28 protein-coding genes are annotated in these 26,399 nt (G+C 31.0%); 27 read left to right on the top strand and 1 reads right to left on the bottom strand.

Annotation, left to right across the window (positions count from 1 at the left end; all coding sequences use genetic code 11):
* Positions 1-361: 361 nt before the first annotated feature.
* From ACFSQP_RS12000 to ACFSQP_RS11960, 9 genes are all read left to right on the top strand, one after another.
* On the top strand, positions 362-877 hold the full coding sequence (locus tag ACFSQP_RS12000) for a hypothetical protein (RefSeq protein WP_376894830.1): 516 nt from the start codon (positions 362-364) through the stop codon (positions 875-877).
* A gap of 40 nt (positions 878-917) precedes the next feature.
* Entirely contained in the window at positions 918-1,127 is a 210-nt protein-coding gene (locus tag ACFSQP_RS11995) for a hypothetical protein (protein WP_376894828.1), read from the top strand.
* A gap of 16 nt (positions 1,128-1,143) precedes the next feature.
* Positions 1,144-1,353: a hypothetical protein gene (locus ACFSQP_RS11990; protein WP_376894826.1), complete on the top strand. Its 210-nt coding sequence runs from the start codon at positions 1,144-1,146 to the stop codon at positions 1,351-1,353.
* A 317-nt stretch (positions 1,354-1,670) separates the two neighbouring features.
* A complete protein-coding gene (locus ACFSQP_RS11985; protein ID WP_376894825.1) occupies positions 1,671-2,339 on the top strand; it encodes a bacteriocin fulvocin C-related protein in 669 nt (222 codons plus the stop codon).
* Positions 2,340-2,439: 100 nt separating this feature from the next.
* Entirely contained in the window at positions 2,440-3,171 is a 732-nt protein-coding gene (locus tag ACFSQP_RS11980) for a TlpA family protein disulfide reductase (RefSeq protein WP_376894823.1), read from the top strand.
* 131 nt (positions 3,172-3,302) lie between these two features.
* Positions 3,303-4,160, top strand: a complete 858-nt coding sequence (locus tag ACFSQP_RS11975) for a GIY-YIG nuclease family protein (protein WP_376894821.1) — start codon at positions 3,303-3,305, stop codon at positions 4,158-4,160.
* Positions 4,161-4,314: 154 nt separating this feature from the next.
* Positions 4,315-5,361 carry a leucine-rich repeat domain-containing protein gene (locus tag ACFSQP_RS11970; RefSeq protein WP_376894819.1) on the top strand — a complete coding sequence of 349 codons (1,047 nt, stop codon included), beginning with the start codon at positions 4,315-4,317 and terminating at the stop codon, positions 5,359-5,361.
* A 217-nt stretch (positions 5,362-5,578) separates the two neighbouring features.
* Positions 5,579-6,103, top strand: a complete 525-nt coding sequence (locus ACFSQP_RS11965; protein WP_376894817.1) for a hypothetical protein — start codon at positions 5,579-5,581, stop codon at positions 6,101-6,103.
* A gap of 395 nt (positions 6,104-6,498) precedes the next feature.
* Positions 6,499-6,873, top strand: a complete 375-nt coding sequence (locus ACFSQP_RS11960) for a hypothetical protein (RefSeq protein ID WP_376894815.1) — start codon at positions 6,499-6,501, stop codon at positions 6,871-6,873.
* A 246-nt stretch (positions 6,874-7,119) separates the two neighbouring features.
* Here ACFSQP_RS11960 and ACFSQP_RS11955 read toward each other — a convergent pair whose 3' ends face one another.
* Positions 7,120-7,725, bottom strand: a complete 606-nt coding sequence (locus tag ACFSQP_RS11955) for a hypothetical protein (protein WP_376894813.1) — start codon at positions 7,723-7,725, stop codon at positions 7,120-7,122.
* Between the two features lie 386 nt (positions 7,726-8,111).
* On the opposite strand from ACFSQP_RS11955, the gene ACFSQP_RS11950 reads away from it, so the two are divergent.
* From ACFSQP_RS11950 to ACFSQP_RS11865, 18 genes are all read left to right on the top strand, one after another.
* Positions 8,112-9,215, top strand: coding sequence for a hypothetical protein (locus ACFSQP_RS11950; protein WP_376894811.1), 1,104 nt, complete (start codon positions 8,112-8,114; stop codon positions 9,213-9,215).
* A 159-nt stretch (positions 9,216-9,374) separates the two neighbouring features.
* Positions 9,375-10,244, top strand: coding sequence for a tetratricopeptide repeat protein (locus tag ACFSQP_RS11945; protein ID WP_376894809.1), 870 nt, complete (start codon positions 9,375-9,377; stop codon positions 10,242-10,244).
* A 181-nt stretch (positions 10,245-10,425) separates the two neighbouring features.
* A complete protein-coding gene (locus ACFSQP_RS11940; protein WP_376894808.1) occupies positions 10,426-11,013 on the top strand; it encodes a hypothetical protein in 588 nt (195 codons plus the stop codon).
* Between the two features lie 247 nt (positions 11,014-11,260).
* Complete coding sequence (locus ACFSQP_RS11935) at positions 11,261-12,214, top strand: Fic family protein (protein ID WP_376894807.1); 954 nt, start codon at positions 11,261-11,263, stop codon at positions 12,212-12,214.
* A gap of 152 nt (positions 12,215-12,366) precedes the next feature.
* Positions 12,367-13,854, top strand: a complete 1,488-nt coding sequence (locus ACFSQP_RS11930) for a TIR domain-containing protein (RefSeq protein ID WP_376894805.1) — start codon at positions 12,367-12,369, stop codon at positions 13,852-13,854.
* 160 nt (positions 13,855-14,014) lie between these two features.
* Positions 14,015-14,920 carry a methionyl-tRNA formyltransferase gene (locus ACFSQP_RS11925; protein ID WP_376894803.1) on the top strand — a complete coding sequence of 302 codons (906 nt, stop codon included), beginning with the start codon at positions 14,015-14,017 and terminating at the stop codon, positions 14,918-14,920.
* Between the two features lie 143 nt (positions 14,921-15,063).
* Complete coding sequence (locus ACFSQP_RS11920) at positions 15,064-15,360, top strand: hypothetical protein (RefSeq protein ID WP_376894801.1); 297 nt, start codon at positions 15,064-15,066, stop codon at positions 15,358-15,360.
* A 1,018-nt stretch (positions 15,361-16,378) separates the two neighbouring features.
* Positions 16,379-16,906 (top strand): hypothetical protein, encoded by a 528-nt coding sequence (locus tag ACFSQP_RS11915; RefSeq protein WP_376894799.1) that lies wholly within the window; start codon positions 16,379-16,381, stop codon positions 16,904-16,906.
* Between the two features lie 177 nt (positions 16,907-17,083).
* Positions 17,084-18,175, top strand: coding sequence for a DUF6920 family protein (locus ACFSQP_RS11910; protein ID WP_376894797.1), 1,092 nt, complete (start codon positions 17,084-17,086; stop codon positions 18,173-18,175).
* Between the two features lie 446 nt (positions 18,176-18,621).
* Entirely contained in the window at positions 18,622-19,203 is a 582-nt protein-coding gene (locus ACFSQP_RS11905) for a pentapeptide repeat-containing protein (RefSeq protein ID WP_376894795.1), read from the top strand.
* Positions 19,204-19,406: 203 nt separating this feature from the next.
* Positions 19,407-19,775, top strand: a complete 369-nt coding sequence (locus ACFSQP_RS11900; protein ID WP_376894794.1) for a VOC family protein — start codon at positions 19,407-19,409, stop codon at positions 19,773-19,775.
* A 137-nt stretch (positions 19,776-19,912) separates the two neighbouring features.
* Entirely contained in the window at positions 19,913-20,245 is a 333-nt protein-coding gene (locus ACFSQP_RS11895) for an ArsR/SmtB family transcription factor (RefSeq protein WP_376894792.1), read from the top strand.
* A gap of 45 nt (positions 20,246-20,290) precedes the next feature.
* Positions 20,291-20,743, top strand: coding sequence for a DUF6428 family protein (locus ACFSQP_RS11890; RefSeq protein WP_376894790.1), 453 nt, complete (start codon positions 20,291-20,293; stop codon positions 20,741-20,743).
* A gap of 12 nt (positions 20,744-20,755) precedes the next feature.
* Entirely contained in the window at positions 20,756-21,388 is a 633-nt protein-coding gene (locus ACFSQP_RS11885; protein WP_376894788.1) for a protein-tyrosine-phosphatase, read from the top strand.
* Between the two features lie 3 nt (positions 21,389-21,391).
* Complete coding sequence (gene arsB / locus ACFSQP_RS11880; protein ID WP_376894786.1) at positions 21,392-22,438, top strand: ACR3 family arsenite efflux transporter; 1,047 nt, start codon at positions 21,392-21,394, stop codon at positions 22,436-22,438.
* A 270-nt stretch (positions 22,439-22,708) separates the two neighbouring features.
* Positions 22,709-23,170, top strand: a complete 462-nt coding sequence (locus ACFSQP_RS11875; protein WP_376894784.1) for an STM3941 family protein — start codon at positions 22,709-22,711, stop codon at positions 23,168-23,170.
* Positions 23,171-23,358: 188 nt separating this feature from the next.
* The gene (locus tag ACFSQP_RS11870) at positions 23,359-23,748 is read left to right on the top strand and encodes a hypothetical protein (RefSeq protein WP_376894782.1); all 390 of its coding nucleotides are present in this window, start codon (positions 23,359-23,361) and stop codon (positions 23,746-23,748) included.
* Between the two features lie 437 nt (positions 23,749-24,185).
* Positions 24,186-26,177, top strand: a complete 1,992-nt coding sequence (locus tag ACFSQP_RS11865; RefSeq protein ID WP_376894780.1) for an amidohydrolase — start codon at positions 24,186-24,188, stop codon at positions 26,175-26,177.
* Positions 26,178-26,399 lie beyond the last annotated feature (222 nt).

Here is a 26,399-nt window from a genome sequence, read left to right as displayed (position 1 = left end):
ATTTTAGCCTTGATTTAAGAAAACCTTTTGAGGTCCATAACAATCCTAACATTAAATATAAATCGTATCGAAAAAATAAAGTAAATTTACTTGAATTAACAATTTAAAAAACGACCTAGTTCAAACTATTTTTTTGCCTTCCAAACGGCTAAAAAAAAAGTTTGAACACAAAAATTAACAAAAAAATAGTCAACCTATTTCAGGATAATACACTAATATAGCGGTCAAAAACGGACTGACCATCCAAAGTCGAAATGATTTTGTAACGACATCAAAAAATATTAAATACGAGTATGTTATGAGCATTGTTTGAAAATCATAAGAGTAAACAAATTTTAATAACATTTAAATAATCTTAAAAATGAAAAAATATTTAAGCATTTCGGTATTATCAATATTATTACTTTCAGTTGTAATTTATAGCTGTTCTGATAATAATGATGATTTAAACACTAACGCCACTTCTATGAACGAAGTGATTTATGAGAACTTATCTTCAAAAACAAGCATAAGCCCTAATTTTTACGATAATCACTTCTACTTAATCGAAAAACTTGGAAATAATGTAGAGAAAACTGAAATAATCAATGTGGCAAAAGAGAATGGTGTTGATTTATCTACTCTCAACAATAAAGAAGTAAAGAAATTTTATTTTGACAACTCTGATGTAATAATGTATTCTATTTCGATTAAAAATTCAGAAAATAAAATCATCATTTATAAATATGACAACTTATATCAAGTAAATAAAGCAGAATATTATGCAGTAGGCAATAAAATGCAATTTAATTTAAAAACACTTGATAACAAGATGTTTTATTCTTTACAAAAAGATGATAAGGACAGACTTGGTAATATTTCCATAGAAAAAAAATGAAAAGATTAATGCTTTTAACAACAAAGTTTACTCATTACATATGGAAAAACACAATATAAATTCATCTGCCAAAGTTGCCGAAGAAGATTGTTGTAGACACGCTTCTGGTTGGAGTGCGTGTATGGATTGTACGGTAGAGGCATGTGGTCAAAGTTGGTTATGTGTTGGTGCTTTGGTTGTAGCTGGACCGGAAGTTATGGCTGGTTTCGCAGCTTCTTGTATTGGAGCTGGACCAAATACCTTTTGTTAATTAAAAAACACATATTATGAAAAAATTTGCGAAAATTAAGTTTTGGAGTTTTGGTATTTTTGGAACTCTTTTTCTCATTCTAGGTACGTACTTTTTTGTTAGCGGGAAGTCGTCAGAGGGAACTGCAAAAGTTTTAATGATTGCAGGTATAGGTCAGTTAATTATTTTTTATGGTCTATTATTCTATCTCTACAAAGGAAAAATTAAAGAAGCTCTGAATAATTAAAACGTGGCATAACACTGTATATAAAAAATAGCAGTTAAGAGCTAAACTTAAAGGTTTGGTTCTTTTCTGCTATCTTTGTTTTTAAACCGAAAAACAGCGAATATAAATCTGCTACTTTTCATATACCAGAACCGTTGGCAACAATTTGAAAAAAAATTAATAATTTAAAGACCATCCGACTTACGGATTAATATAGATAAGTAGATTATTAATTGTTTTGTTTATTTTAAGCCAACAGGTCCAAAAGCAGAAAATCTGTGATTTGAAAATCAAGACCAAAAACTGTATTTTCATCTATAATATAATAACTTTACATCATGAAAAATTTTTTTAAAACAGGACTATGTTTAATGATTATTGCCCTAATTTCTTCTTGCCAAACTGAAGAAGAATGTTATAGCTGTAATGAATCAGTAGATAATTGGGCTCGTCAAAACATCGAGTCGATAAGTAAAATGGATAGAGCTGATATAATACAATTGCCAGCAGAAAAGCAGAGAGCAGCCTTCAGAGTTTTAAGCCCTGAAAGAAAAACTTCTGTTTGGTTAGACAAAATTTCATATTTGAAAAACAAATATAAATCTGATGAAGAAATTAAGCTTTTCGAATTTGTTGAGAACGTTTTAGCAAATAGAAAATTTGACAAAGAAATGAGTGATAAAGAATATTATGCAGTTGAAGCTAAATTGCTACCTTTAGTAGAAGCAGCTGGTTGGAGTAAATCTAAAATGGTTTATGCTTTTGGTACTTTACAAAATGAGAAACAGGTTAATAATGACTTTTATGGCTCATCTTCAAAGGTTGCTGTCGCACATGACGTAGATTGCAATTGTAATTGGGGCTGGTGTGGTGATGGAGGAGACTGTGAAAAAGAAACCTGTGATGAAACAGATTTTGGGTGTGGTTTTCTTGGTTTTGGAAGTTGTGATGAAATTTGTAGTGGACACGGACATGATAAATTAAACATAAGTGGTAGTAATAAATAAAATATTTCACTATTCATTAGTATTAGTAATATACCTCATTCTTTTAGGTTTTGTTAGTGATTCCCATACTTGGTTGATTTTCTATATGCAAATCTCTATTATGATACTGACTTTTATCTATTTTAAAAATAAAAAGATTAAGGTTTTACTTTATAGTATTATTTTATTCTTAATACTCGTATTAATTGGAATGTTATTTGAGAATAATTTTTCAAAAGGAATGCTTTACTTAATATTTATACCTTTAGTATTTTATCTAACAAAAAAATCATTCAATAAAAAGTTATTACTACCACTTATCTTAATCATTATCATTTTTAATAGTTTCTTTATTTTTCCTAATTATTTTGAATTTGTTTTAGGAACTTATCATCCTAAAAGTATTGGTGTTAAAATCAATCAAATAAGTTTTACTGATAAATATGGTAATTTAACTCAATTAGACGAAAAAAAAATAATTGTAATAGATTTTTGGAATACAAGCTGTGGAGCTTGTTTTAAAAAATTTCCAAAGTTCAATGAGCTAACAAAAAAATATCAGAATTATGACAATATTTCTTTTTATGCAATTAATGTGCCTACAGAAAGGGATAAAAATTTAGAAGATATTTCAAAAAAAATTGAATCTTTAAACTACAGTTTCAATAAATTATATGCTGTCGACCAAAAAGAAATTGAGAAAATTCTGGATTTCAATTTATACCCTAAAATTTTTCTTATTGAAAATGGAAAAGTAATAAATACAAAACTAAAGCTAAATGAAAAAGAAATAATAATTAACAACCTTGAATATGAATTAAAAAAAACTGTTGCCAACAATGGCTATAAGTAATTGCTTGTTCTCGCCTACTTCTGCAAATCCTCGCGGATTTTCAGTTTGGTGTGTACTTGCAAAGTTAAGTGCTAACCCACGCAACTACTCATAGCCGAGACCGTTGGCGTGCATTTAAAAAACCTAACTAAATGAGAAAATTTGGAAAGACAATTAAGTTGTTTTTAATAGATGGAGAACCTAATGGAAGAATGACTTGTGAGCTTTCCAATTGGACAGGAAAAGCCTATAAAATTCCGAGAATTCTGATTAAGGAATCATATTCAAGAGAAGATTTACAGAATCCTGGAATATATTTACTCTTTGGAGAAAATGAAGATGGAAAAGGATTGGTTTACATTGGAGAGGCTGAAACTATAATTGACAGACTAAAACAACACGTTTCCCAAAAAGAATTCTGGACTGAAGTTATATTATTCATAAGCAAAGACGAAAATCTGAATAAAGCACATATTAAATATTTAGAAAGTCGCTTATATGAGATTACCAAAAGAGTTAATCATTACGAATTAGAAAATAATACAGTTCCTTCAAAATCTTCGATATCGGAATCCGAAATAGCCGAAATGGAGGAATTTATCGAAAACATAAAACTTCTTACCAATACTTTGGGACATCGAGTTTTTGAAACATTGGTTAACGCAGAAGCTAATAAGACTAAAAAATCTAACACTTTTTACATAAATGCTGCAAGAGGAGCAAATGGATTTGGAATTCCAAGCTCAAAAGGATTTATTGTTTTTAAAAATAGTGAGGTAGCAACAAGCACGACTGAATCTATGCAGAAATCACTTAAAAATATAAGAGAAAGATTAATTGAAAATAAAACAATAATCAAATCAGAGAAAGGACTTGTATTTGACAGAGATTATGAGTTTTCAAGTCCATCAACTGCTGCTGCTATTTTAATGGGTAGAAATGCAAATGGACTTCGAGAATGGAAATTGAAAAGTGGAAAAACTTTAAAAGAATACGAGACAACTGAATAAAAAAAACGACACGCCAACACCGTATATAATTTATTGCTAGTTCTCGCCTACTTACGAAAATCCTCGCGGATTTTCTATTCAGTTTTTATTTGCTAAATTAGGTGCTTAAACACGCCACTAATCATACACAAAACCGTTGGCAAACATTTGATGAATGAACATCAGAAATCCAATATATTCATTTAGTATAATAGTCTTTATTTTCGGAATTTTCATTTTCTTTATTATGGGATTTTGGGGAATTGGAGCTATACTTTGGTTGTTTGGAATTTATTCAATTTTAGTATTGACAAGTTTTTTACTTAAAAAATTCAAAGTCAAATACCGACAAATTATTGAATGGACTTTAATATTTGTCTATGTTCTGTCCCACACTTTGTACCATTTAAATTGGGACGTTGGAAGTGAAATTTATTTCACAAATGAAAATGAACCTTTTGTTGAAAAAAATCAGAGTTTTATAATAGTTTTCGGAATAGAGAACCAACCAAAACTCGAAAGTAATTATTTTACAAATAATAAAATATTCATTCCCGAAAATGGAATTTTACTTACTTCTTCAAAAAAGGAAACATTTAAGCATAAATATAGATTTCCTGTAGTTGGTAGTGGAGAAAAGTTTTCAGCGACTTACTTTGAGCAATATAATTGTTACGGAGAAAAAAATTACAAATTTAATTACGTTGTTGGAACAATAAGCGATTTGGGAGAAGTTGATTATAGTTACAGAGATTCAATTGGAGATTTAATTTGTGAAAAACTCAAAAATGAAAATTTTAAAAACAATCTAAAAGCAGGTTATGAAAACGGAAATTATCTTGACCAAAAAGAGGTTTTAATAAATTATCAGAATCTGACTAAACTTCCAAACGGACTTTTAGAGTTGAGAAATCTTGAGTATTTAAATGTGCATTCTAATAAGCTGAAGGTATTTCCTAAAAGTATTTTAGAGTTTCCGAAACTTAAAAGACTGACAATTGGATATAATGAAATTAAAACAATTCCTGAATGGATTGGCGGAATTAAGAGTTTAGAAAGTCTTGCAGTAAATGGAAATGATTTGACTTCAATTCCTGATACATTATTGACTTTACCGAAACTGAACCATTTGCTAATAAGAGAAAATGATTTTGACGAATCGGAAATAAAAGAAACAATTGGAAAATTTGAACAAAAAGGAGTGACAGTCCAATATGAATAAAAAAACTGGTGGCAACACCGTATATAATTTATTGCTGGCTTCTCGCCTACTTACGAAAATCCTCGCGGATTTCCTATCTAGTTTTTATTTGCTAAATTAAGTGCTTAAAATAAGCAACTAATCTTATACAAACACGTTGGCAAACATTTGACGGTCGGAATAGCTGAAACAGCGACCTTAAATACTGAAAGTAGGCATTAAATAAAACTTTAATATTATGAAAATCACAAAATTTTTAGTGTTATTATGTATCTTAACTACATTAGGTTGTTCAGAACAAGAACAAACATCAAACGAAGAAAGCTTAACTGAAGAGTTAAGTAAAAAAATGGATAATGACTTTCAAACTTATCTAAATGGATTACAAACTGTTTACACAAACAAATCTGTTGACAAATTTTTCAACAAAGAACTTTTCAATCTAATTGAACTTGATTCTAAAAGCACAGAACAACAAGAAAATATAAACTTGTACATTAATAGTGGTTTAGAATTGATAAGAACTGAATTGGATGAAGAAGCAAAAAATGCCTTAAAAAGAATTGAATCTGGCGTGTATGATGAATTGATTAAAGAATTTGATTATGACGCAAGTAATTATGTTCAAAAAGGAATTATATGCAATGCAGAAGCTTGTGCCAATAGCATATCCTTATTAGTTGATTGTGGAGGGTGTCACGCTTTGTCACCAGGATGCTGTGCTTTTGTTGTAGGTATCGCTGTTCATTGTTGCGATGAATAAAATAATATTAGTAAATATTTATTATCTTTAAAAAAAATATCAAAATGAAAAAAATATTTGCTTTAAGCACTCTGGTATTACTAAGCATCTTTATTGCTATTTCAATAATTTCCATTTTTCTAATTGTTGATTACAGTAATTTTATGGATTCAATAAATGTGTTTTTATTATATATTTCGACTTTAGTAATATCAACTCTAATTCTCTTTACTCTAAAGAAAAAAGGATTATTTGAATAAAAACGTTTGCCAACAAAGTATATAAAAAATAGCAGCTAAGAGCTAAAACAAATGTTTGTTCTTTTCTGCTATTTTTGTTTGTAATCTGAAAAGGAATAGCTTATTTAACTGCTACTTCTCATACACGGAGACGTTGGCAAACATTAAAACAAAACTATGAAACAATTTTTTTTAATTTTATTTTTATTAATTCATCTTCTTTCATTTTCACAGGAATTCGAAAAAAAATATTTAGATATTAATAAAAATGAAATAACTGAAAAACAGTTCTACAAACAAAAAGATTATAATATTAATCTCGATGTCTTTATTCAATCTGATTCACTAATAATTGGAATGCTCGTAAGAAGAAAGAATCAAGGTAAATTAGATAATACACAATTAAAGCAATTGACAGAATATCTTTCCCGAATATCTGGAGAAGAAATTGATTCCTCTAAAACATTAGTTATTAATTATCTTTCTTCTACTCCTAAAACTCCATATTTTGGAAAAAAACTCAATGGACGATTTTTAAAAACGATTATTTAAGAAGTTTAAATAAAAATCCAAATATCCACCAAATTTGGGTTAATAATCCCGATAATCAAAACCTAAAATATTTTCACAGCGACCGGATTAATTGGGTTGAAGATTCTAATCGAATTATTGAAAATACACTGACTCAAAAAACAGGAGAATTGAGATAAAAACTAACTTATATAAATTTATTAAGACAAATAAAAAAAGCAGTAAAAAAAATTACTGCTTTCACATTTTAAAATTTAATTATTTAAATTAATCTGGAATCACTTGTATTTGACAATTTCCGCCGGTTGTTAAAATCAATTTTGCAGAAGGACAACCACAATGATAATGGTTATTTCCCATATCCGCCCAACCACAACAGCCACCATTGCATACGTAAGCTGTTCTGGAAGCGTAATTTTCTGATTTATTGATATCGTCTTCTAAAAAAATTGCATCTTCAATATTAAAATTTTGCTTTTCAAAATTATCATTCTTTCTTATAATTAAATTTTCATTATCAATCAACAAAGAATATCCATCATTAATTTCCAAAGGAACTAACATAGATTTATTCTCATTATCAATAATAAAACTGATAATTGCTAAAGTAGCTTTCTCATTTTCAACGAAATTAATACTCTCAAAATTAATCTCATCTTTTGGAACTTGAATTTCAGAATTTCTTAAAATCATTTCTTTAAGGTCATCTGTTTTGTTTGCAAGAATTTTTCCATTTGGAGAAATCAAATTGAAATTGTCTGTCTGATTTGCAATTTGCTCGGTAGAATTATCTTCTGAACAACTTTGTAATAAAATAGTAAATCCAAGAATCGAAAATACTAACAACGAAATTTTTAAATTAACTGCTTTCATAATATTCTGATTTAAAGTTTATTAAATGTAAATATAAATTTCTTATTATTCTAATTTTTTAAAATTATTCTATGTTGCTTACAAAATTAATGATAAGAAGAAATAAATGACAAATTAACTGTAGCTAACCACGTATATAATTTATTGCTAGTTCTCGCCTACTTACAAAAATCCTTGCGGATTTTGCGTGCACCAGTTCGCTGCGCTCGTGTCTATTCGGTTTTTATTTGCTAAATTACGTGCTTAAACCACGCAACTATCCTTACACAAACACGTAATGCATTTGACTAAACCAACAAACAGTTACACTAGACAATAACACTATTTCACTCATTTATACTTTTGGGTTAATACATGTAAAATAAACTAGTTGAAAACCAACAATAATGAACAAATCAGATCTCATAACCTTTTCGCTACTCTTTTTCTTTTCAATTTCATTTAGTCAACAAAAAGACACTATTTATGGCAAAGTAAAATTAATCAGAGAAAAATTGACTTTTATTGATAAAAAACAGGCTTATGATTATGAAGCTCATTATGGTTTTGGAAATCCAAAAGCTACAACAGAGAGATTTAATTACTTGTGGTATGAAACTCCGTGGACTCATTACTTGAATAATTTAAAAACTTACAACAAAAAAGGTAAGCTAGAAAAAGAAAAATGGTATTACTTAAACGGAGATTTAGTTTCAATTTATGAATATAAATATGATAAAAATTCCAATCTAATAGAAGAAAAGGAAACTGAATCAAATTACAACAAGTATGTCATAAAATATAAATATGACTTTGAAAACAAATTACGTTCAACACTTTCTTATTCTACAGAAAACCCTGATGAGTACAGATATACGGAATACATTTATTATGAAAATGTTAAACCTATACAAATAAAAAGTTTTGACGAATTTGGTGAGACAACTGGAAGAAAATTTAAATACGACGAAAAAGGTAACAAGACACAAATCATATTCCATAACCCAAATATTTGGGTTAAAAACAATAAAGGGTCTTCACAAGTAAGAGATAGTATTGGACATGATAAATTGATTCAACAACTAATTTATGATGATAATAATTACCTGAAAGAAATTTGGCATTTTAATTCAAATGAATTCAATAATAAAAAATCTAAATTACAGAGAAAAACCAAGTATAAATATGAAGGAAACCTATTAACACATATTTATAACATTAGAGTTAGAGATACATTAACAAACTATAAAGAATTCAAGTACGATTTCAAAGGTAGAATTATAAATGAAAGTAAAATTTATGTAAATAGACCTGATGAAAACCGAACATTAGAATATTTCTATAATGAAAATAATTACATCATTAAATTAATTTTCAATGAAAAGAATAATCCAATAATTATTGACTTTGAATATACATTTGACAAACAAAATAATTGGGTAAAACAAGTAAAATCAATAAATGGAGAAAAGTTATTTGTTTGGAAAAGAAAAATAAAATATTACAAATAAAACGCATCACAAAACCGTATATAATTTATTGCTAGTACAGGCTTACTTACAAAAATCCGCGCGGATTTTGCTTGCACTAGTTCGCTGCGCTCGTGTCTATTCAGTTTTTATTTACTAAATTAGGTGTTTAAATCATATATAAACACGTTGTGCATAATTATGAAGAAAACTATTAGGGTAACAATTTTAGCGTTGATATTGATTTCAAATATTGGATTTTCTCAAAATGATTTGACTGAATTAAAATTTGATACAAAGTATTTTAATGCAGTTGACAAATGGGTTGCATTTCCTAAAAAAGACACGGATTCAACTTACGCATACGGATTCATTTATTTGGATAATCAAGCAGGTTTCACTTTGAATTACGAAACTAGATTCCAAATTAAAGACCAAGAGCTAATAAATATAAAACGAGACCCAACAGTCGGTTTTATGAAATACCGACTTGAACCAAATACAAGTTTAGTTTCTGTTTTGACCGATAATCAAATTTCTGCTCTGAATTTACCTAACGAACCTGAATGGTTAGCGATTTACAAAGAAAATTCCGACCAAGTGGATTATTTAAAACAAGAGGGCTATCACTACAACCACGTTGGTGCCTGTGAACAAGCTCTAAAACCATTGTTAAAAGCTTATAAAATTGAGCCTCATTTTAATGGGCTGGAATTTGAATTAGTATATGCTTACAATCATTTGGGACAATTCGAAAATGCCATTCCAATTTTGGAAAAAGCAATTGAGAACAACCCTAAAAACTATTACTTTTTCAGAGAATTAGGTTATTCGTATTTAGGTTTAAATAAAGTGGCGGATGCAGAAAAAACTTATCGAAAAGGAATTAAAATATCCGATAATGATTTTGAAAAAAGTGAAATGTCAGTTAATATGGCTCAAGCTTATTTCAAACTCAAGAACAAAAAAAAATTTGATGAATGGGCTGAATTAACCAGAAAGTACGCAACTAAAGACAAAAGATACTTACAATATATCGACCAGTTTGAACAGAATTGGAATAAAAAATAACTATGTCAACACCGTATATAATTTATTGCTAGTTCTCCCCTACTTACAAAAATCCTTGCGGATTTTGCTTGCGCCAGTTCGCTGCGCTCGTGTCTATTCGGTTTTTATTTGCTAAATTTCGAGCTTAAACCCGCAACGAAATCATAAACAAACACGTTGCCAACAAGTTGAAAAAAACTGTATGAATAGAATAATAATCGGACTGATTTTAATAATTAGTTCACTAAACTTAACCTTTGGACAGAATTTACAAGAGGGACAAAAAAGATGGAGTTCTGAACAAAAACTAACAATTGACGATTTTAAAATCAAAATCAGCAATGAAAATAATGATGTCGTTTTCAGCCAATTTATGATTTCACACGCAATCGGTGGATTTGACTTTATGAAGCGCAATCTGAATCAAAAAATAGAAAATATATTTCTTGGCAATGCTTCGTGGATAGACACCACAAAAGTTTCTAACATTCAAAAACAAATTGACTTTCAACAAATGCAATTTGACCTTGCCGAAATTCACGCAAGAAAATTTAGAAAAAGAGCATTGGAAAATAAAGGGCAAATCGCAAAAGGCTTTGACGTTATAAACCAAATCAACAACGACATTATGACTGAATTTTCTAAAAGTCGTCTGGAATTGGTAAAAGAAACTGAAAGCGGGCGAAACGTGCAAAAAATCGTGGAATGGAAAGAGAACATAGCAACTGAATTAAAAGAATTGGAGGCGTTTAGTTACGAGAACAAAAGGAGAATCAAAACGGAAAAATAAAACCAGTTGCCAACAACCTATAAAATTAATTGTTTGGTTATCGCCTACATACGAAAGTCCTCGCGGATTTTGCTTGCGCCAGTTCCCTTCGCTCGTGTCTATTCGGTTTTTATTTGCTAAATTTAGTGCTTAAACCACGCAACAAACTATATACAAACACATTGTGTGGAATTAAAAAATTCCGTTTCATACCATAATTCTGTTTTAATGATTGTATCTTTGATACTATCAAATGATAGTATCAAAGATGAAACCACCCTACGAAATAACATCTTCTATTTTAAAATTAATAACTTCTATTTCAGAAAAAATAGGAGAAGTAAATGCTAATTTATTAAACAAGCCTTCGCCAAAATTGCGAAAACAGAATAGGATCAAAACGATTCATTCTTCTTTAAAAATAGAGGGAAATACACTTACAGAGGAACAAATAACAGCACTTCTTGAGAACAAAAGAGTTATTGGGCCTAAAAAAGATGTGATTGAAGTTTTAAATGCAATCAAAATCTATGAAAATTTAGAAGATTACAAGCCTTCTAACGAAAAATCCTTTTTAAAAGCACATCAGAACTTAATGGAAGGTCTAATTGAAAATTCTGGAAAATATCGAAATCAAAGTGTAGGAATTGTAAAAGGCTCTAAAGTAACCCATTTAGCACCACCTTATGAAAATGTGCCATACTTAATGAAAGACCTTTTTGAATATTTGAAAAAGTCTGATGAAATAGAATTAATTAAAAGTTGTGTTTTCCATTACGAAATGGAGTTTATACATCCATTTTTAGATGGAAATGGTAGAATGGGAAGATTATGGCAAACTTTAATTTTAATGGAAAAACATCCAATATTTGAGTTTTTACCTTTTGAAACTTTAATCACTATTGACCAGGGCAACTATTATAAAGCTTTGGCTGAAAGTGATAAATCTGGAAAGTCAACTAAGTTTATTGAATATATGCTTAACGTAATTGATATTTCAATAAGTCAGCTATTAGATTTTAATAATCGGACGTTAAATGAAAAAGATAGATTAGAATATTATGTTTCATTAAATAAAACAGAATTTACGAGAAAAGACTATATGGATATATTCAAAGACATTTCCTCAGCAACTGCAAGTAGAGATTTAAAGAAAGGCGTTGAATTAGATTTATTTGAAAAAATAGGAGAAAAAAATAAAACAATCTATCGTTTAAAATAACTGTTTCCAACACCATAAATAGTTCATGGCTAACTTTTCCCTAATTGCGAAAAATTATCGAACACCTAAATCTCGTTTTTATTTGCTAACTTTAACACTTAATAGATTGCAACGAAATTATACACCAGACCGTTGTGGTGCATAAAAAAACTATGAAAGCATATTTAGAAGATGTATTTAAAACATCAGGAATTCCGACTTATACATTCGTAAGACCTGATGAATATAACACAATATTAGTTTCTTTAAGAACTAAAGGTAGATGCTTAATTGTGGAAGGTCCATCAGGAATTGGTAAGACAACTTGTGTAATAAAAGTTATTGAAGAATTAGGTCTTAATAAAAATGTTACTTCTTTAACAGCTCGAAAAAAAGATGACTTGGAAATAATAAAACTCTTACCAGAATTTCAAGGTATGGGAACAGTTATTATTGATGACTTTCATTTATTGGAGTTTGATTTAAAATCTTCTATTGCAGATTATATGAAAGTTCTAGCAGATGAAGAAAGAATTGAAGATAAATTAATTCTTATTGGAATAAACAAAGCAGGAGATTCTTTAGTCCAAATAGCAGGTGATTTGAATAACCGAATTGATACTGTAAAATTTGAACAAAATCCGCCAAATAAAATAATTGATTTAATTAAACTTGGAGAAGAAGCTCTTAATATTCAAATAAACACAAAAGAGGATATTGCTCAATTGGCAAAAGGGAGTTTTCATATTGCACAATTACTATCAAAAGAAACTTGTATAGCTTCAGAAATTTTGGAATCTTGTAAAGATTCAAAAGAATTAAAATCAAGTATTGAGGTCATAAAAGAAAAAGTTTTAAATGACTTTGATAGAATATTTTATCCAAAAGCTAGGAAATTTGCAATTGGTAATAGATTGAGGAGAGAAGGTAGAGCACCATACTTACACCTTCTTTATTGGCTATCAATTTCTGAAGAATGGGCTATCCAGATTGATGATTTATATTTAAAGTATCCTGAAAATAAGCTTAGTATTACACAAATTGTTGACAAGGGATTTCTTGAAGCAATAATACGTGATAATGAGGAATTAAAAGATGTAATTCATTTTGATCCTAATTCAAGGGTTTTAGCTGTAGAAGACCCAAAATTTATGTTTTATTTACGAAACGTTCTGTGGTCTAAGTTTGCTGAAAAAGTTGGCTATATTAGCCTTACATTCTCAAACAAATATGATTTTGCTTTATCCTTTGCAGGTGAAAATAGGAATCTTGCTTCTAAAATAAATGACCTTTTACTTGATCGCGAAATTTCAGTATTTTATGATAAGAATGAACAGTCAAGAATATTAGCTGAAAATGTTGAAGAGTATCTTGCACCAATTTATAAATCAGAAGCTTATTTTGTCATAGTATTATTAAGCAAAGACTACCCGAAAAAGATTTGGACAAAATTTGAATCAGATAATTTTAAAGAGCGTTTCGGTACTAACTCGATTATTCCTATTTGGTATACTGATAATTATCCAGGGTTATTTGATGAAACTCAAAAACTAGGAGGTTTAAGTTTTGATCCAACTAAAGACCTTGTCGCACAGGCTGAGGAAATTACAGATGTCATAGTTAAAAAATTATCAGAACATAGAACTAAAGAAAAAGAATAAAACGCACTACAGCATTAGCTAAAAGTAATGGCTGGTTCTCGCCTACTTACAAAATTCCTCGCGGACTTTTTATTCGGTTTTAATTTGTTAAATTAACCGCTTACAAACCCAACAGATTATGTACAAAACCCGTGTAGCCAATTAATAAAACACCAAGCACATGAAAATAACACTGTATTTAATGACACAAAAAGGCTTTAACGTGTTAAATGCCTTAATAAACAAGAAGCTAACACCTGTTATTTCTGAAATAATAGTAGGAAGAGATAAAAATATCGACAATGATTTTGCCAATGAGATTATTTCAATTTGTAATCAAAACAATATAAATTACAAAGAAAGACATGAATCTTTTAAAATAACGTCCAATTATTCAATTGCAATTTCCTGGAGATGGTTAATACCTGACAATAAATCAAAATTGATTGTTCTTCACGATTCGCTTTTACCAAAATATAGAGGATTTGCGCCACTTGTAAATATGCTGTGTAATAAGGAAAAAGAAATTGGTGTTACGGCAATATTTGCTTCAGATGAATATGATAAGGGCGATATTATAGCACAAGCATCCACAAGAATTAAGTACCCTATCAAAATTTCAAAAGCCATTGATTTAATTGCTGAAAATTATGTTGAAGTTGTGCTAAACATATTTTCTGTTCTCGAGAAAGGAAATGAGTTAGTCGCTGTTAAACAAGACGAAAATAAAGCGTCTTACAGCCTATGGAGGGACGAAGAGGATTATAGGATTAACTGGGAAAAGCATTCTGATGATATCTTAAATTTCATTAATGCAGTCTCAAGTCCTTACAAGGGAGCATCAACTTATATTAACGGAAAACAAAAAGTTAGAATATTAGAGGCAGAATTAGAAAGTGACGTAGAAATAGAAAATAGAGATGTTGGTAAAGTAATATTTTTAAAAAATAAATTTCCCGTAATTGTTTGCGGGTCGGGCCTTCTTAAATTATTAAAGGTTATTGATGATAAAACACAAGAAAACTTATTACCGTTAAAGAACTTTAGGATAAGACTTACGGACCAAAACCATATCTATAAAAAATAGACAAAGATTTAAAGGAACAGTTCAATAGTCCTATCATAAATTAAGGCTATTGCAAAGCAAATAACCTTTTTATAACGGACGTTATTGTCGTTTGTCGTCCATCTAAAATCTGAAACTTTTTTCGTGTAACAAATACTATTACAATGGAAATAATTAATCAAAACAAAAAACTAGCAACTATTTTGTTTGTTGCTATTACAATACTTTTTATCCCGCTTATAGCAATGAACTTTACCAACGACGTAACATGGACTCTTTTCGATTTTGTGGTAGTGGGTGTTTTGTTATTTGGGTCTGGAATATTACTAGAATTTATTTTAAGAAAAACAAAAAAATTAAAAAACCGAATTATTTTTGCTTTGGTATTACTGGTTAGCCTATTCCTTATTTGGGCCGAGCTTGCGGTTGGAATTTTTGGATCACCATTTGCTGGCAGCTAAAAAACGGCACCTAACATCAAGAATTTCAAATTTTCAACTACTTAAAAAACTCCTAACATATTTATGCTTCAGATTGTATTTCCTAAATTAGCTTACTAAAAAATCACAAATAAATCGGCAAACATTAAGCAACCTAAAAACATAAATTAAAAAGTATCAAAAAAGTTGTACTACATAAACGTTTAACAATTGTAAATTTTACCATTGTCTTATTTTTTATCCTAATTTGGCTACTAAATTTTTATAACGTAGATTCTGTTGTAATTGGCGTTTTCCAAGAAATTTTAACCATCCCTTTTCTTATTGCACAAATTGTATTTCTTATCATTGGGGTAAAATATGTAGTAAAAAATGAAAAAAATTTATCATTAGTAATAAGTATTTTAACATTAGCTATTTGCACGATCCTTACAATTGGTAGTTTTTTTCTAGTTTAACACTTAAACGAAATAAAAAAAAAGGATTTAACAACAACCAAAACCCAAACATAGCGCTACTTCGCAATCGAAATTTGAAACTTAATATTACAACTAAATATTCAAATTGAATCAGTTTCAAAATGGCTTTCTCTACCATGATTACAAAATTTTGCAGCATACCAACTGGCTGGATTTACCCAAAACAAAACTGACTTAAAAACTAAAAACGGACTATTAATTGTAATAACAGCAACTATACTTGTAACATATAATATCAAAATAGTTAAACCGAGGGTTTTTTAGTTGCCACAATAATCGCGTGTCTTAAAACTAGTTAATGGTTGTAACCATAAAAAGCAATAAATAAAGACGCTAATTAACACCCTAATAAAGAGTACAAAAGTATATAACGTGTCGCATTAACACCCGGTACTCGCCTACTTAAAAAAATCTTCGCAGATTTTCTGTTCCGTCTTTTTTTAACTATATTCATAAAACAAAGCACGTAAGCTTTCCTGCACAAATGCTTTAGCTGTAATTAAAATGCAAGCCTTCTTGGCAAACAACCTATGCCCTATTATACATTTCATAATAAAAACATGTCTGATATTTTTATCGAAATAAAACATACACATTTTAGGTTCTTTAAGTTATTAGCGTTCACATTAATTCTATTTTCCTGTAAATCAGTACAAGTAAAAAGCACAGCGGTAGATTTTAAAACATATTGCGCAAACGCAATTAAAAAAGGGTTTGTTGAAAAAAACCCATTAATACTTGTAGATGCTAAACCTGTAGGTTTACTCTCTGAAATTGACTTTAATTCTTTTGAATTTAAGACAGTACATTCAAATAACCTTATGATAATACCAAAAGGTTCAGATTATTTAAAACGATTTTGGGGTGAAAATGCAAAAAATGGTATTATTGAAATTTCTAAATTCATGACGCTACATTGCGGCACACCACCAGAAAGAATTATTTTACTTAATGATACAGAGGTAAATTGGGAACAATTAAAACCTTTGAAATCTGAAGATATAAAATATTGGACACGAATTGATGATGTTGTGGATTCTGAAAAGAATTATTATGAAATTGAAATCATAATTACAAATTTGGAATAAAACAGCCGTATATATAACTTATTAGCTTATTCTTAGGCTACTTACAAAAACTCCTGCGAATGTTGCTTGCGCCAATTCGCTGTGTTCGTGTCTATTCGGTTTTTATTTTCTAAATTAGATACGAAAATAACGCTTTAAGCCATAACCAAAATCGTTAACCTTAAGTAAACTTCAGCAATGCGAATAGCTTTAATTATACTAATTGCACTACACGGAATTATTCATTTATTTGGATTCCTAAAAGCTTTTAACCTTGCTAAATTTAATGCTATTTCACAGCCAATTTCCAAAACTTCAGGACTGCTATGGCTAATACTATTTATTGTTTTTGCTACAGCAGTAAGCTTATTAATTAGTGAGTCCAAAATTTGGTGGCTACCTGCGTTTTTAGCTGTAATTGGCTCACAGCTTTTAATTATTAATTTTTGGCACGACGCAAAATTTGGCACAATTCTAAACCTAATAATTCTGGTATCTGCATTAATTGCGTATGCAAGTTTTAGCTTTAACAATACAATTGCAGCAGAAAGGTCAATCCTTTTAAAAAATACGCAAACTAACGGAGCACAAGTAATTACTGAAAAAACCATTTCGGAATTACCTGTAAGTGTTCAAAAGTGGCTAAAAAACAATGGTACCGTAGGCAAACGTCCAGTTTCCAATGTGCATTTAAAACAAGCGTTACAGCTTAAATTAAATCCCGAACAAGAAAACTGGAACACTGGTAAAGCTGAACAATATGTTACAACACATCCGCCGGCATTTCATTGGACCATTAACACAAAAATAAATTCAATTTTCAGCATAGTTGGTCGCGATAAATTCGAGGCCGGTAATGGAGAAATGACCATAAAACTGCTATCCCTCATACCTGTAGCAGATGCAAAAAACAGCCATAAAGTTAACCAAGCTTCTCTACAACGGTTTTTAGCCGAAATAGTTTGGTTTCCTTCTGCCTCATTAAGTAAATATATAACGTGGCAACCTATAAACAGCTATTCTGCGAAGGCCACTTTGGAATACAACGGAACAAAGGGTTCGGGAGAGTTCCACTTTGACGAAAACGGAAACTTTAAAAAATTTGTAGCCATGCGCTTTAAAGATTCAAATGCAATAGAACCAACAAAATGGATGGTAAATGCTACTCAAATTGAAGAAAGAAATGGTATAAAAATTCCTGTTGCCTGCGAGGCTAGCTGGGAACAAGAAAACGGCGTATGGACTTGGTTGAAATTAAAAATTACAGAAATTAATTACAACATAATGTAACCGCCAAAGGACATAAACCCCATAAAACTACCGTGCCTCAAACCTATTTAAAAACATAACGAGCGGTTTAACTCACTTTTTTGAGACCTATTTAGTTGTCTTCTGCCACTCAAAAAAAATGCGTATCATTAAACCAAAATTTCACTGAAAGTTACGGCTATAAATAACGAAAATTGCCACAATAACATTTTGGAAAAATACCAAAAAATTTAAATCATACAGGCAATACAGCTATTTACATAAGTGGTTAAATAAGCAAGCAAAAGGCCAAAAATAAAAAGCATTTTTAGAACAGAAAAAAATAACATCTGGCACCAATAAAGTACAGTATAAAGTAGCCCATAATTTACAGAACTTATTTTTTACTACTTTAGATGTGCCAAATAGGCCATAAAACCCATAACTAAATTCGTAATTTGAAATACGATTTTTGACATAATAATTATATGGAACATACGTTTACTGAAGAAAAAATATTTGAAAAGAACGACTTTTCTAAAAATACACTTCCAAAAGGCACATTTGAATTGTGTACCTTTTTAAACTGTAATTTTTCAAATGCCGACCTATCAAAAATCAGCTTTGTATCATGCGAATTTTACGAATGTAACTTTAGCTCGGCCAAAATAGTTCAAACAGCATTTCAAGATGCCTATTTTAAGGATTGCAAAATGTTAGGTTTACATTTTGAAAACTGCAATGACTTTGGGTTTTCTTTAAAAGTTAATAACTGCCAATTAAGCCACTCATCTTTTTACAAAAAACAATTTCCTAAAACCGAGTTTATAAATTCTAAACTTCATGAAGTGGATTTTAGCGGATGTAACTTAAGCGCATCCATTTTTAAAAACTGCGATTTTCTGCATGCCGTATTCGAAAATACAAACTTACAAAACACAAATTTCAAAGGTTCCGTTAACTTCACAATCGATCCGGAAAACAACCAAATTAAAGGCGCTAAATTTGATTTAGAAACGGTAGTTGGTCTTCTATCAAAATACCAAATTAAAATAGAGTTTGGTGCTTAAATTTTTTTACATCCAAGGAATCTAATAGCGTTACAATAACACCAAAATAAATAGTTACATAAGCTTGTAGAACGACATGAAATTACCTGTATCTTTAATTTATAGAACGTTAACACAGGCTTGCCAACTTATTACAATTCAATTCATATTAGGCAGAAATATTTTTTAAAATTTTTAATACACACATTAATAAAAGGCAAACCATGAAAAGTCATCTTTCCATTTTTGAAATTCCAGCAACCAATTTGTCGCGGGCAGTAAGTTTTTACGAAGCTATTTTAAACCTCAACATTGAAAAAATGAAAATGCCCAACATGGAAATAGGCATATTTCCATACGAAAACCACATGGTTACGGGTGTTATTATGAAAGCCGAGGGCTACATGCCATCCGCCAATGGTGTAACCATTTATTTAAATGGTGGCAATAATCTTCAAATTATTTTAGATAAAATTGAAGAAAATGGTGGTAAAATACTAGTTCCCAAATCACTTCACGCAGACGAAAGTGGCTTTTACGCTCTATTTATTGACTCCGAAGGAAATAAAATTGGTTTGCATTCCCCAAATTAAACATTTGCATAAAAAAACAAATCAGGCGCATGCAGCTAAAACATGCATAAATTAAGCTTGGTAGTAAAAAAAAGACTATCAATTTTTTAATTATATAAAATATATTGTAATATTGCAATAAACAAATAATAAATAGTATGGGATTAGCTAAAACGGAAATGTTTTCCAACCAACAAAATGAAATTTCGCTTTTTGCCAAAGCATTTGGACACCCTGCAAGAGTGGCTATTTTACAGCATTTATTTAAAATTAATGCGTGTGTTTGTGGCGATTTAGTAAACGAAATTGGATTAGCGCAACCCACAATTTCGCAACATTTAAAAGAATTAAAACATTTAGGGTTAATTAAGGGCCGTGTGGAAGGCACGCGTGTTTGCTACTGTATACACACCGAAAATTGGAAAAAAATGAAAACAGTTATGATGGCATTTTTAAACCAAGATATAACCGAACAACTGGATTGTTGTTAAAAAAATTTAAGCAAATTAATCGCATTATAGCAATAAACAAATATTATGACATTATCCGAACTAAAATTAATATTAAAGAGCCTAAAAACCATTAGTTTCAAATTACCAAACGGGCAATTTGTTCCTAAACATGCACACATTACTGAAATTGGTCGTATTTCAAAACACTTTATAGATTGTGGCGGCACGGAAAGAAAAGAAACGCTAATAAATTTCCAACTTTGGGCTGCCAACGATTACAACCACAGATTACATTCTGAAAAACTCTTGCAAATAATTGACCTTTCGGAAAAAGCGTTAAAGCTTCCAAATCTGGATATTGAAGTTTCCTATCAATCCGATACCATTGGACATTTTGGACTCGATTTTGATGGGCAATATTTCCTATTAACAAATACCTATACCGATTGTTTAGCCAAGGATAAATGTGGTATTTCAGAGGATAAACCGCCAATGGTATTAGAAAACAAATGCACACCCGGATCCGGCTGTTGTTAAAATAAATAATAAATGACTGCTAAAAAAACACCCTTATTTCCAGAAATTAAGGCCTTTATAGACGCCCTAAATCCTAACACCATTTCAAATAAACGTAAAACAGCTTTACAACCGCTCATTAATTTTATACAAACAAAGGCTTCAGAAAATGAGACTATACGGCTAAATTTTATTTGTACACACAACTCCCGCCGAAGTCATTTGGCCCAAATTTGGGCACAAACCATAGGCACCTATTTTCACATTGAAAACCTATTTTGTTACTCGGCTGGAACAGAAACCACCGCTCTTTATCCAACAGTAGCCAAAACACTACAAAATTCGGGTTTCTTAATTCACAAAATTTCGGAAACCGAAAACCCTATTTACAGCATAAAGTTTGGCAGCAATTCACACCCGATTATAGGATTTTCCAAGGCATTAAATTCTCATTTTAATCCAGTATCTGGCTTCGCAGCCGTTGTAACCTGCGCCCAAGCCGATGCCGGTTGTCCTTTTATAGCCGGCGCTGAAAAACGCATTATTATAACTTTTGAAGATCCTAAAATTTACGATACGACAGCGCAACAGGAGGAAAAATACCACGAGCGCAGTTTGCAAATTGCCACCGGCATGTTTTATGTATTTTCACAAATTAATTTGTAAAAAATGGCTTCAAAAAAGTTACATTTTCTAGACAAACATCTTACACTTTGGATTTTTTTAGCCATGATAATAGGTGTTGGCCTTGGCTATTTTTTTCCCACTTTCCCAAATAATATCAACGCTTTTAATAGTGGTACTACCAATATTCCCATAGCTGTGGGGTTAATTTTAATGATGTATCCGCCATTAGCCAAGGTTAATTATGCAACGCTACCTAAAATATTTAAAAACACAAAAATTTTGTCCATTTCACTTTTTCTTAATTGGGTTTTAGGTCCTTTTTTAATGTTTTTTTTGGCCATTACATTTCTAAAAGAATATCCTGAATACATGGTAGGCCTAATTTTAATAGGATTAGCGCGTTGTATAGCAATGGTATTGGTTTGGAACGATCTTGCAGAGGGAAGCACCGAGTATGCCGCAGGTTTAGTTGCTTTAAATAGTATTTTTCAGGTTTTTGCTTACGGTTTTTACGCTTGGATTTTTATTTCGGTTCTGCCCCCTTATTTTGGTTTTGAAAGCGCCATTGTTTCCATTCCAATAGAGACTATTGCTAAAAGTGTGGCTATATATTTAGGCATTCCCTTTGTAATGGGCTTTTTAAGCAGACTAATTTTGGTAAAATTAAAGGGTTTAACTTGGTATATCGCTAAATTTTTGCCTGCTATTTCACCAATTACCTTGCTTGCTCTTTTAATTACCATTGTAGTCATGTTTTCACTAAAAGGCGAGTTAATTGTGCAAATACCTTTAGATGTGGTAATTATTGCTATCCCGCTTCTTATCTATTTTACGCTTATGTTTGTTATTGGTTTTTTTATTACCAAAGCAACAGGCGCGGCTTACAACCAAACAACGGCGGTAGCTTTTACAGCTGCAGGAAACAATTTTGAATTAGCTATTGCAGTGGCCATTGCTGTTTTTGGTTTGCACTCTGGACAGGCTTTTACTGGTGTTATTGGACCTCTGGTTGAAGTTCCCGCATTAATTGTTTTGGTAAAATTATCCTTTTGGTTGCGCAAAAAGTTTTATAACAAGCTTACCATGTAAACCTTACACAAACCAGCAAATTGCTAAATACCAAAAAGCGTTTTTAAAATGGGTACAAATACCGTTACAATTCATGAATTCCTAAATAACTGAATCTTTCATAAATTGATTATTATAACCCCTTTGGTTTATCCAGATGCTTAAACAAAAATGCTACTTGTTCTATTATTTTTTTTTTAATATCTTAACTCTGATAAGAATTAAAAAAAAAACCGCATCAAAAAAGGGCATTTGGAAAGTAAATTAACATTTTACATATCTAAACGAAGCATGTTTAAGCTACTACTTTTAGCCTCCGTGATAATTGTATTTGGATTAGTATGCATTCGTGCCACCAATTATATGCTAATAGCCATAGGAATTTTAAACTTGTTTTTAGGAGTTGTAGGCATTTTTGTTGCCGTGTATAATTTAATAGATAAAACCCCACAACTGATCCTGTCTGAAGCAGGAATTATACATCAGAAAATAACTAAAAAGCCCATTTTATGGCGCGATATTAGTGAGGTAACAATTACCAAAAGGGGCAATAATCATGTTTTAATAGTAACACAAAAAGGACATACTAATCGTGCTGATTTTAAATACCTTTTTCGAAAAACGGCTAAATCCAAACTCAAAAATAATATTATTCCACTAAATTTAGATTCGCTCGCCATAGATTATCCGAAACTGCACAAGTTTTTGGATTTCAAATTAGGCAAGCAAACGGTAACAAATGCCTTGTCTTAATTAAAAAAATACAATTTTTTTATCCAATAATAGTGATACTGGTAAACTGGATAACAAGTTTTTAGCATGTAACAAAAACTAAAAATATTACAAAACCAAGGATGGTGTTTTTATAGTTCCATCTATTTTAAAGCGTATTAAATTTGTTTATTTTAGCCTTTAATGAACGTTCTAAAAATCGCCATAGCATGAAATTAGATTACCAAAAAAAGCAGTTACGATTCAATTTAATTTTTGGTACCATTTGGTTGGGTTATTTTTTCTTCAAACTATTTTATAATAATACCATGCATTGGCTAGATTACGGTTGGGCTGTAATAGCTATATCTTATTTGTCAATGTATTTCTATCAGAAAAAATATGGTTATGTTACTATTAGCAACAATGAATTAACGCTAAACGGTCCTTTTGGAAAAAAAATAAATCTGGATAAAGTTTATCAAATTAAAAAATTTGCTGGAGATTATATACTTGTAACGCCCAAAAAAAAGGTTTCAATAAATGGTGCATTGCTATCCAAAAACCAACTAAATATATTGGAATCTGAATTAAAAAAACTTAAAACCGAATGGCTGTAAGCTAAAAGCAACAACTTGTTTTAAACTAATACACATAAAATTGTATTTAGCGGTATAAGCCATTAAACCAAGCACGAGACTTTAATATCTTTTCATAACCAAGTTGCACTTATCCTTATAAATGACACAGCTGATACTAGGAATAATTTTCAAAGTTTCAAGTTTCAAAACAGGAGAAAAAAAGATTGGTTTTTTAGTTTAGCTGGTAATCACAGTGCCTTCAAATTAAAAATTCAGGTGTAACGAAAGGTGTTTCTAAAAATCGTGAATGCCAAACTTAACCTTAACAAAAAATTCCAAAAATTACGCTTGAAACGAAAAAATTAAAAAATACACGAAATTATTCTGGTTTACAGTAGGATAAACGTTTTGTAAGCTTGAAAATTAAAACTAAATTCGTGTTAACACAATAACCAACCAAATTTATTCCAGAACTTATGAAAACAAATACCTTTTTTGGGGTGTTGTTATTGGCGCTATTTTACATGTCTTGTAAGGATACCAAAACAACTGCCAAACAAACCGAACCTTCCAGTCCTGCCACTATTTATTTTAATGGCGATATTATTACAATGGTGGATAGTATTCCGCAATACGCCCAAGCTTTAGTTTCCAAGCAAGGTAAAATTGAGTTTGTAGGCAACCAGGAGTCGGCCTTTAAAATAGCTGGCACAAATCCGATTAAAAAAGATTTAAACGGAGCAACCTTGTTACCTGGTTTTATTGACTCGCACGGCCATATGTATAATACAGGTATGTTGGCAATGGCTGCTAATGTACTTCCTGCTCCCGATGGTCCTGGCGATGACTTTAATAGTATTGTTGAAGTTGCCAAAGAGTGGATGACCACAGAAAACGGCAAATTTTTAATGTCTAAAACAGGGTGGATTATGATTTATGGCTACGACGATTCCCGCCTAAAAGAGAAAACACACCCAACACGCGAACTTTTAGATAAAATCTCGACCACAATGCCCGTCATGGTTATTCATCAGTCCACTCATTTAGGCTGTTTAAACAGTAAAGGCTTGGAAATGGTGGGTTACAATAAAAACACCAAAGACGTAGCAGGAGGTAAAATTAAACGCGATAAGGATGGTAACCCTACGGGCGTTTTAGAGGAGGCTGCTTTTTTTGATGCTATTTTACCCATTCTAACAAAAAATACCGACGAAGAACTTCAGTTAAGAAGTGTACAAAATGGCCAAGAAGAATATGCCAAATACGGTTACACAACAGCACAGGACGGCCGAAGCAGTTCCGATGTAACTAGCGCCTATAAAATAGCGGCGGCTCAAAATAAATTTTTTATTGATGTCGTGTCTTACCCGGATATTATTTGGAATGCCGAAGCTATGAATTCCGAATTTTATACAACCAACAAGCGCTACAAAAACCATTATCGCATAGGTGGCGTGAAACTTGTTTTAGACGGTTCGCCACAAGGAAAAACCGCTTGGTTGTCCAAATGCTATCATGTAAACCCTGATGGGGAAGACGGTTGTTATGAAGGCTATCCTATTTTACCAGATAGTACAGCTACGGCATATGTAACCAGAGCATTTAAAAACAAATGGCAAATAATAGCACACACCAACGGAGATAGGGCCATAGATCAGTATCTAAACGCTATTCGCACCGCCATAAACACACATGGTTATCCAGACCATAGAAGTGTTATGATTCATGGTCAAACCTTGCGCAAAGACCAAATTCCTAGTTTAGTATCCTTAAACATTTTACCTTCTTTGTTTCCAATGCACACGTTTTACTGGGGCGATTGGCACCGCGAATCTGTTTTAGGTGAAGCCCGCGCAGCTTATATTTCGCCAACTCGCGATGTCCTTAACGCTGGTTTAACCGTTACTTCGCACCACGATGCTCCTGTAACATTTCCTAATTCGCTACGGGTTTTAGATGCTACCGTTAACCGGGTTACACGTACAAATTATGTATTAGGCCCAGACCAACGCCTAACACCGTACGAGGGTTTAAAAACCTTAACAGAATGGGCTGCCATTCAGCATTTTGAAGAAGATTACAAAGGCACGCTGGAAACAGGAAAGCTAGCAGATTTTGTTATTTTAGATAAAAACCCCTTAAAAATAGACCCCTTAACAATACATAAAATTCAAGTTTTAGAAACGATAAAAGAAGGTAAGGTGGTTTATGAAAAAGGCCATATGGTTGGGGCATATACAGATTCCGAAATAGATTTAGATATTAAAGAGGCAGCTACATTTGCAGCACAAACTATAAACAATCAGGTTTCTGTGGCCCACATATCCGAGGCAAAAAAACAAGTTGTTAATGGCCTAAATTTTACTTTTACGCTAACACTTTCCAACAAAGAAGTATGGCAGGTAACAGTTTACCGCAGCACCGATGGTATTTTTAGCCTGATTGAAAAAAATAAAATTACTAGCTAAAATTACCATTACAAATTGGCTAACTGAAGCCTTTACAAACGCTTCTCTTAGAACTTATTTCATTAAAAAACAGCGGACACTTACTTGGACGTCCGCTGTTTTTTTTGCGATAAACACAATTAATTACCTAAAAAAACACAAAATTCATACAAATACACAGGTTCTATTTATTTTTATCTATTTTTGCCCGCATAAAAACAGGAATAATAAGCATTCCTTAAA

Origin of the sequence: Bizionia sediminis, assembly GCF_042684585.1 — a bacterium.
Taxonomy (GTDB): Bacteria; Bacteroidota; Bacteroidia; order Flavobacteriales; family Flavobacteriaceae; genus Algorimicrobium; species Algorimicrobium sediminis.
Note: the sequence above shows the minus strand (reverse complement) of the source record. Positions and strands in the feature narration are given on the sequence as shown.

Coding starts and splice junctions, on each gene's coding strand:
- ACFSQP_RS11920 (WP_376894801.1), top strand. CDS start 15,064: ATGGAAATAATTAATCAAAACAAAAAACTAGCAACTATTTTGTTTGTT.
- ACFSQP_RS11900 (WP_376894794.1), top strand. CDS start 19,407: ATGAAAAGTCATCTTTCCATTTTTGAAATTCCAGCAACCAATTTGTCG.
- ACFSQP_RS11885 (WP_376894788.1), top strand. CDS start 20,756: ATGACTGCTAAAAAAACACCCTTATTTCCAGAAATTAAGGCCTTTATA.
- ACFSQP_RS11960 (WP_376894815.1), top strand. CDS start 6,499: ATGAAACAATTTTTTTTAATTTTATTTTTATTAATTCATCTTCTTTCA.
- ACFSQP_RS11905 (WP_376894795.1), top strand. CDS start 18,622: ATGGAACATACGTTTACTGAAGAAAAAATATTTGAAAAGAACGACTTT.
- ACFSQP_RS11940 (WP_376894808.1), top strand. CDS start 10,426: ATGAATAGAATAATAATCGGACTGATTTTAATAATTAGTTCACTAAAC.
- ACFSQP_RS11935 (WP_376894807.1), top strand. CDS start 11,261: ATGAAACCACCCTACGAAATAACATCTTCTATTTTAAAATTAATAACT.
- ACFSQP_RS11870 (WP_376894782.1), top strand. CDS start 23,359: ATGAAATTAGATTACCAAAAAAAGCAGTTACGATTCAATTTAATTTTT.
- ACFSQP_RS11890 (WP_376894790.1), top strand. CDS start 20,291: ATGACATTATCCGAACTAAAATTAATATTAAAGAGCCTAAAAACCATT.
- ACFSQP_RS11980 (WP_376894823.1), top strand. CDS start 2,440: ATGATACTGACTTTTATCTATTTTAAAAATAAAAAGATTAAGGTTTTA.
- ACFSQP_RS11865 (WP_376894780.1), top strand. CDS start 24,186: ATGAAAACAAATACCTTTTTTGGGGTGTTGTTATTGGCGCTATTTTAC.
- ACFSQP_RS11925 (WP_376894803.1), top strand. CDS start 14,015: ATGAAAATAACACTGTATTTAATGACACAAAAAGGCTTTAACGTGTTA.
- ACFSQP_RS11915 (WP_376894799.1), top strand. CDS start 16,379: ATGTCTGATATTTTTATCGAAATAAAACATACACATTTTAGGTTCTTT.
- ACFSQP_RS11910 (WP_376894797.1), top strand. CDS start 17,084: ATGCGAATAGCTTTAATTATACTAATTGCACTACACGGAATTATTCAT.
- ACFSQP_RS11950 (WP_376894811.1), top strand. CDS start 8,112: ATGAACAAATCAGATCTCATAACCTTTTCGCTACTCTTTTTCTTTTCA.
- ACFSQP_RS11985 (WP_376894825.1), top strand. CDS start 1,671: ATGAAAAATTTTTTTAAAACAGGACTATGTTTAATGATTATTGCCCTA.
- ACFSQP_RS11945 (WP_376894809.1), top strand. CDS start 9,375: ATGAAGAAAACTATTAGGGTAACAATTTTAGCGTTGATATTGATTTCA.
- ACFSQP_RS11975 (WP_376894821.1), top strand. CDS start 3,303: ATGAGAAAATTTGGAAAGACAATTAAGTTGTTTTTAATAGATGGAGAA.
- arsB (WP_376894786.1), top strand. CDS start 21,392: ATGGCTTCAAAAAAGTTACATTTTCTAGACAAACATCTTACACTTTGG.
- ACFSQP_RS12000 (WP_376894830.1), top strand. CDS start 362: ATGAAAAAATATTTAAGCATTTCGGTATTATCAATATTATTACTTTCA.
- ACFSQP_RS11990 (WP_376894826.1), top strand. CDS start 1,144: ATGAAAAAATTTGCGAAAATTAAGTTTTGGAGTTTTGGTATTTTTGGA.
- ACFSQP_RS11995 (WP_376894828.1), top strand. CDS start 918: ATGGAAAAACACAATATAAATTCATCTGCCAAAGTTGCCGAAGAAGAT.
- ACFSQP_RS11965 (WP_376894817.1), top strand. CDS start 5,579: ATGAAAATCACAAAATTTTTAGTGTTATTATGTATCTTAACTACATTA.
- ACFSQP_RS11875 (WP_376894784.1), top strand. CDS start 22,709: ATGTTTAAGCTACTACTTTTAGCCTCCGTGATAATTGTATTTGGATTA.
- ACFSQP_RS11970 (WP_376894819.1), top strand. CDS start 4,315: ATGAACATCAGAAATCCAATATATTCATTTAGTATAATAGTCTTTATT.
- ACFSQP_RS11930 (WP_376894805.1), top strand. CDS start 12,367: ATGAAAGCATATTTAGAAGATGTATTTAAAACATCAGGAATTCCGACT.
- ACFSQP_RS11895 (WP_376894792.1), top strand. CDS start 19,913: ATGGGATTAGCTAAAACGGAAATGTTTTCCAACCAACAAAATGAAATT.
- ACFSQP_RS11955 (WP_376894813.1), bottom strand. CDS start 7,725: ATGAAAGCAGTTAATTTAAAAATTTCGTTGTTAGTATTTTCGATTCTT.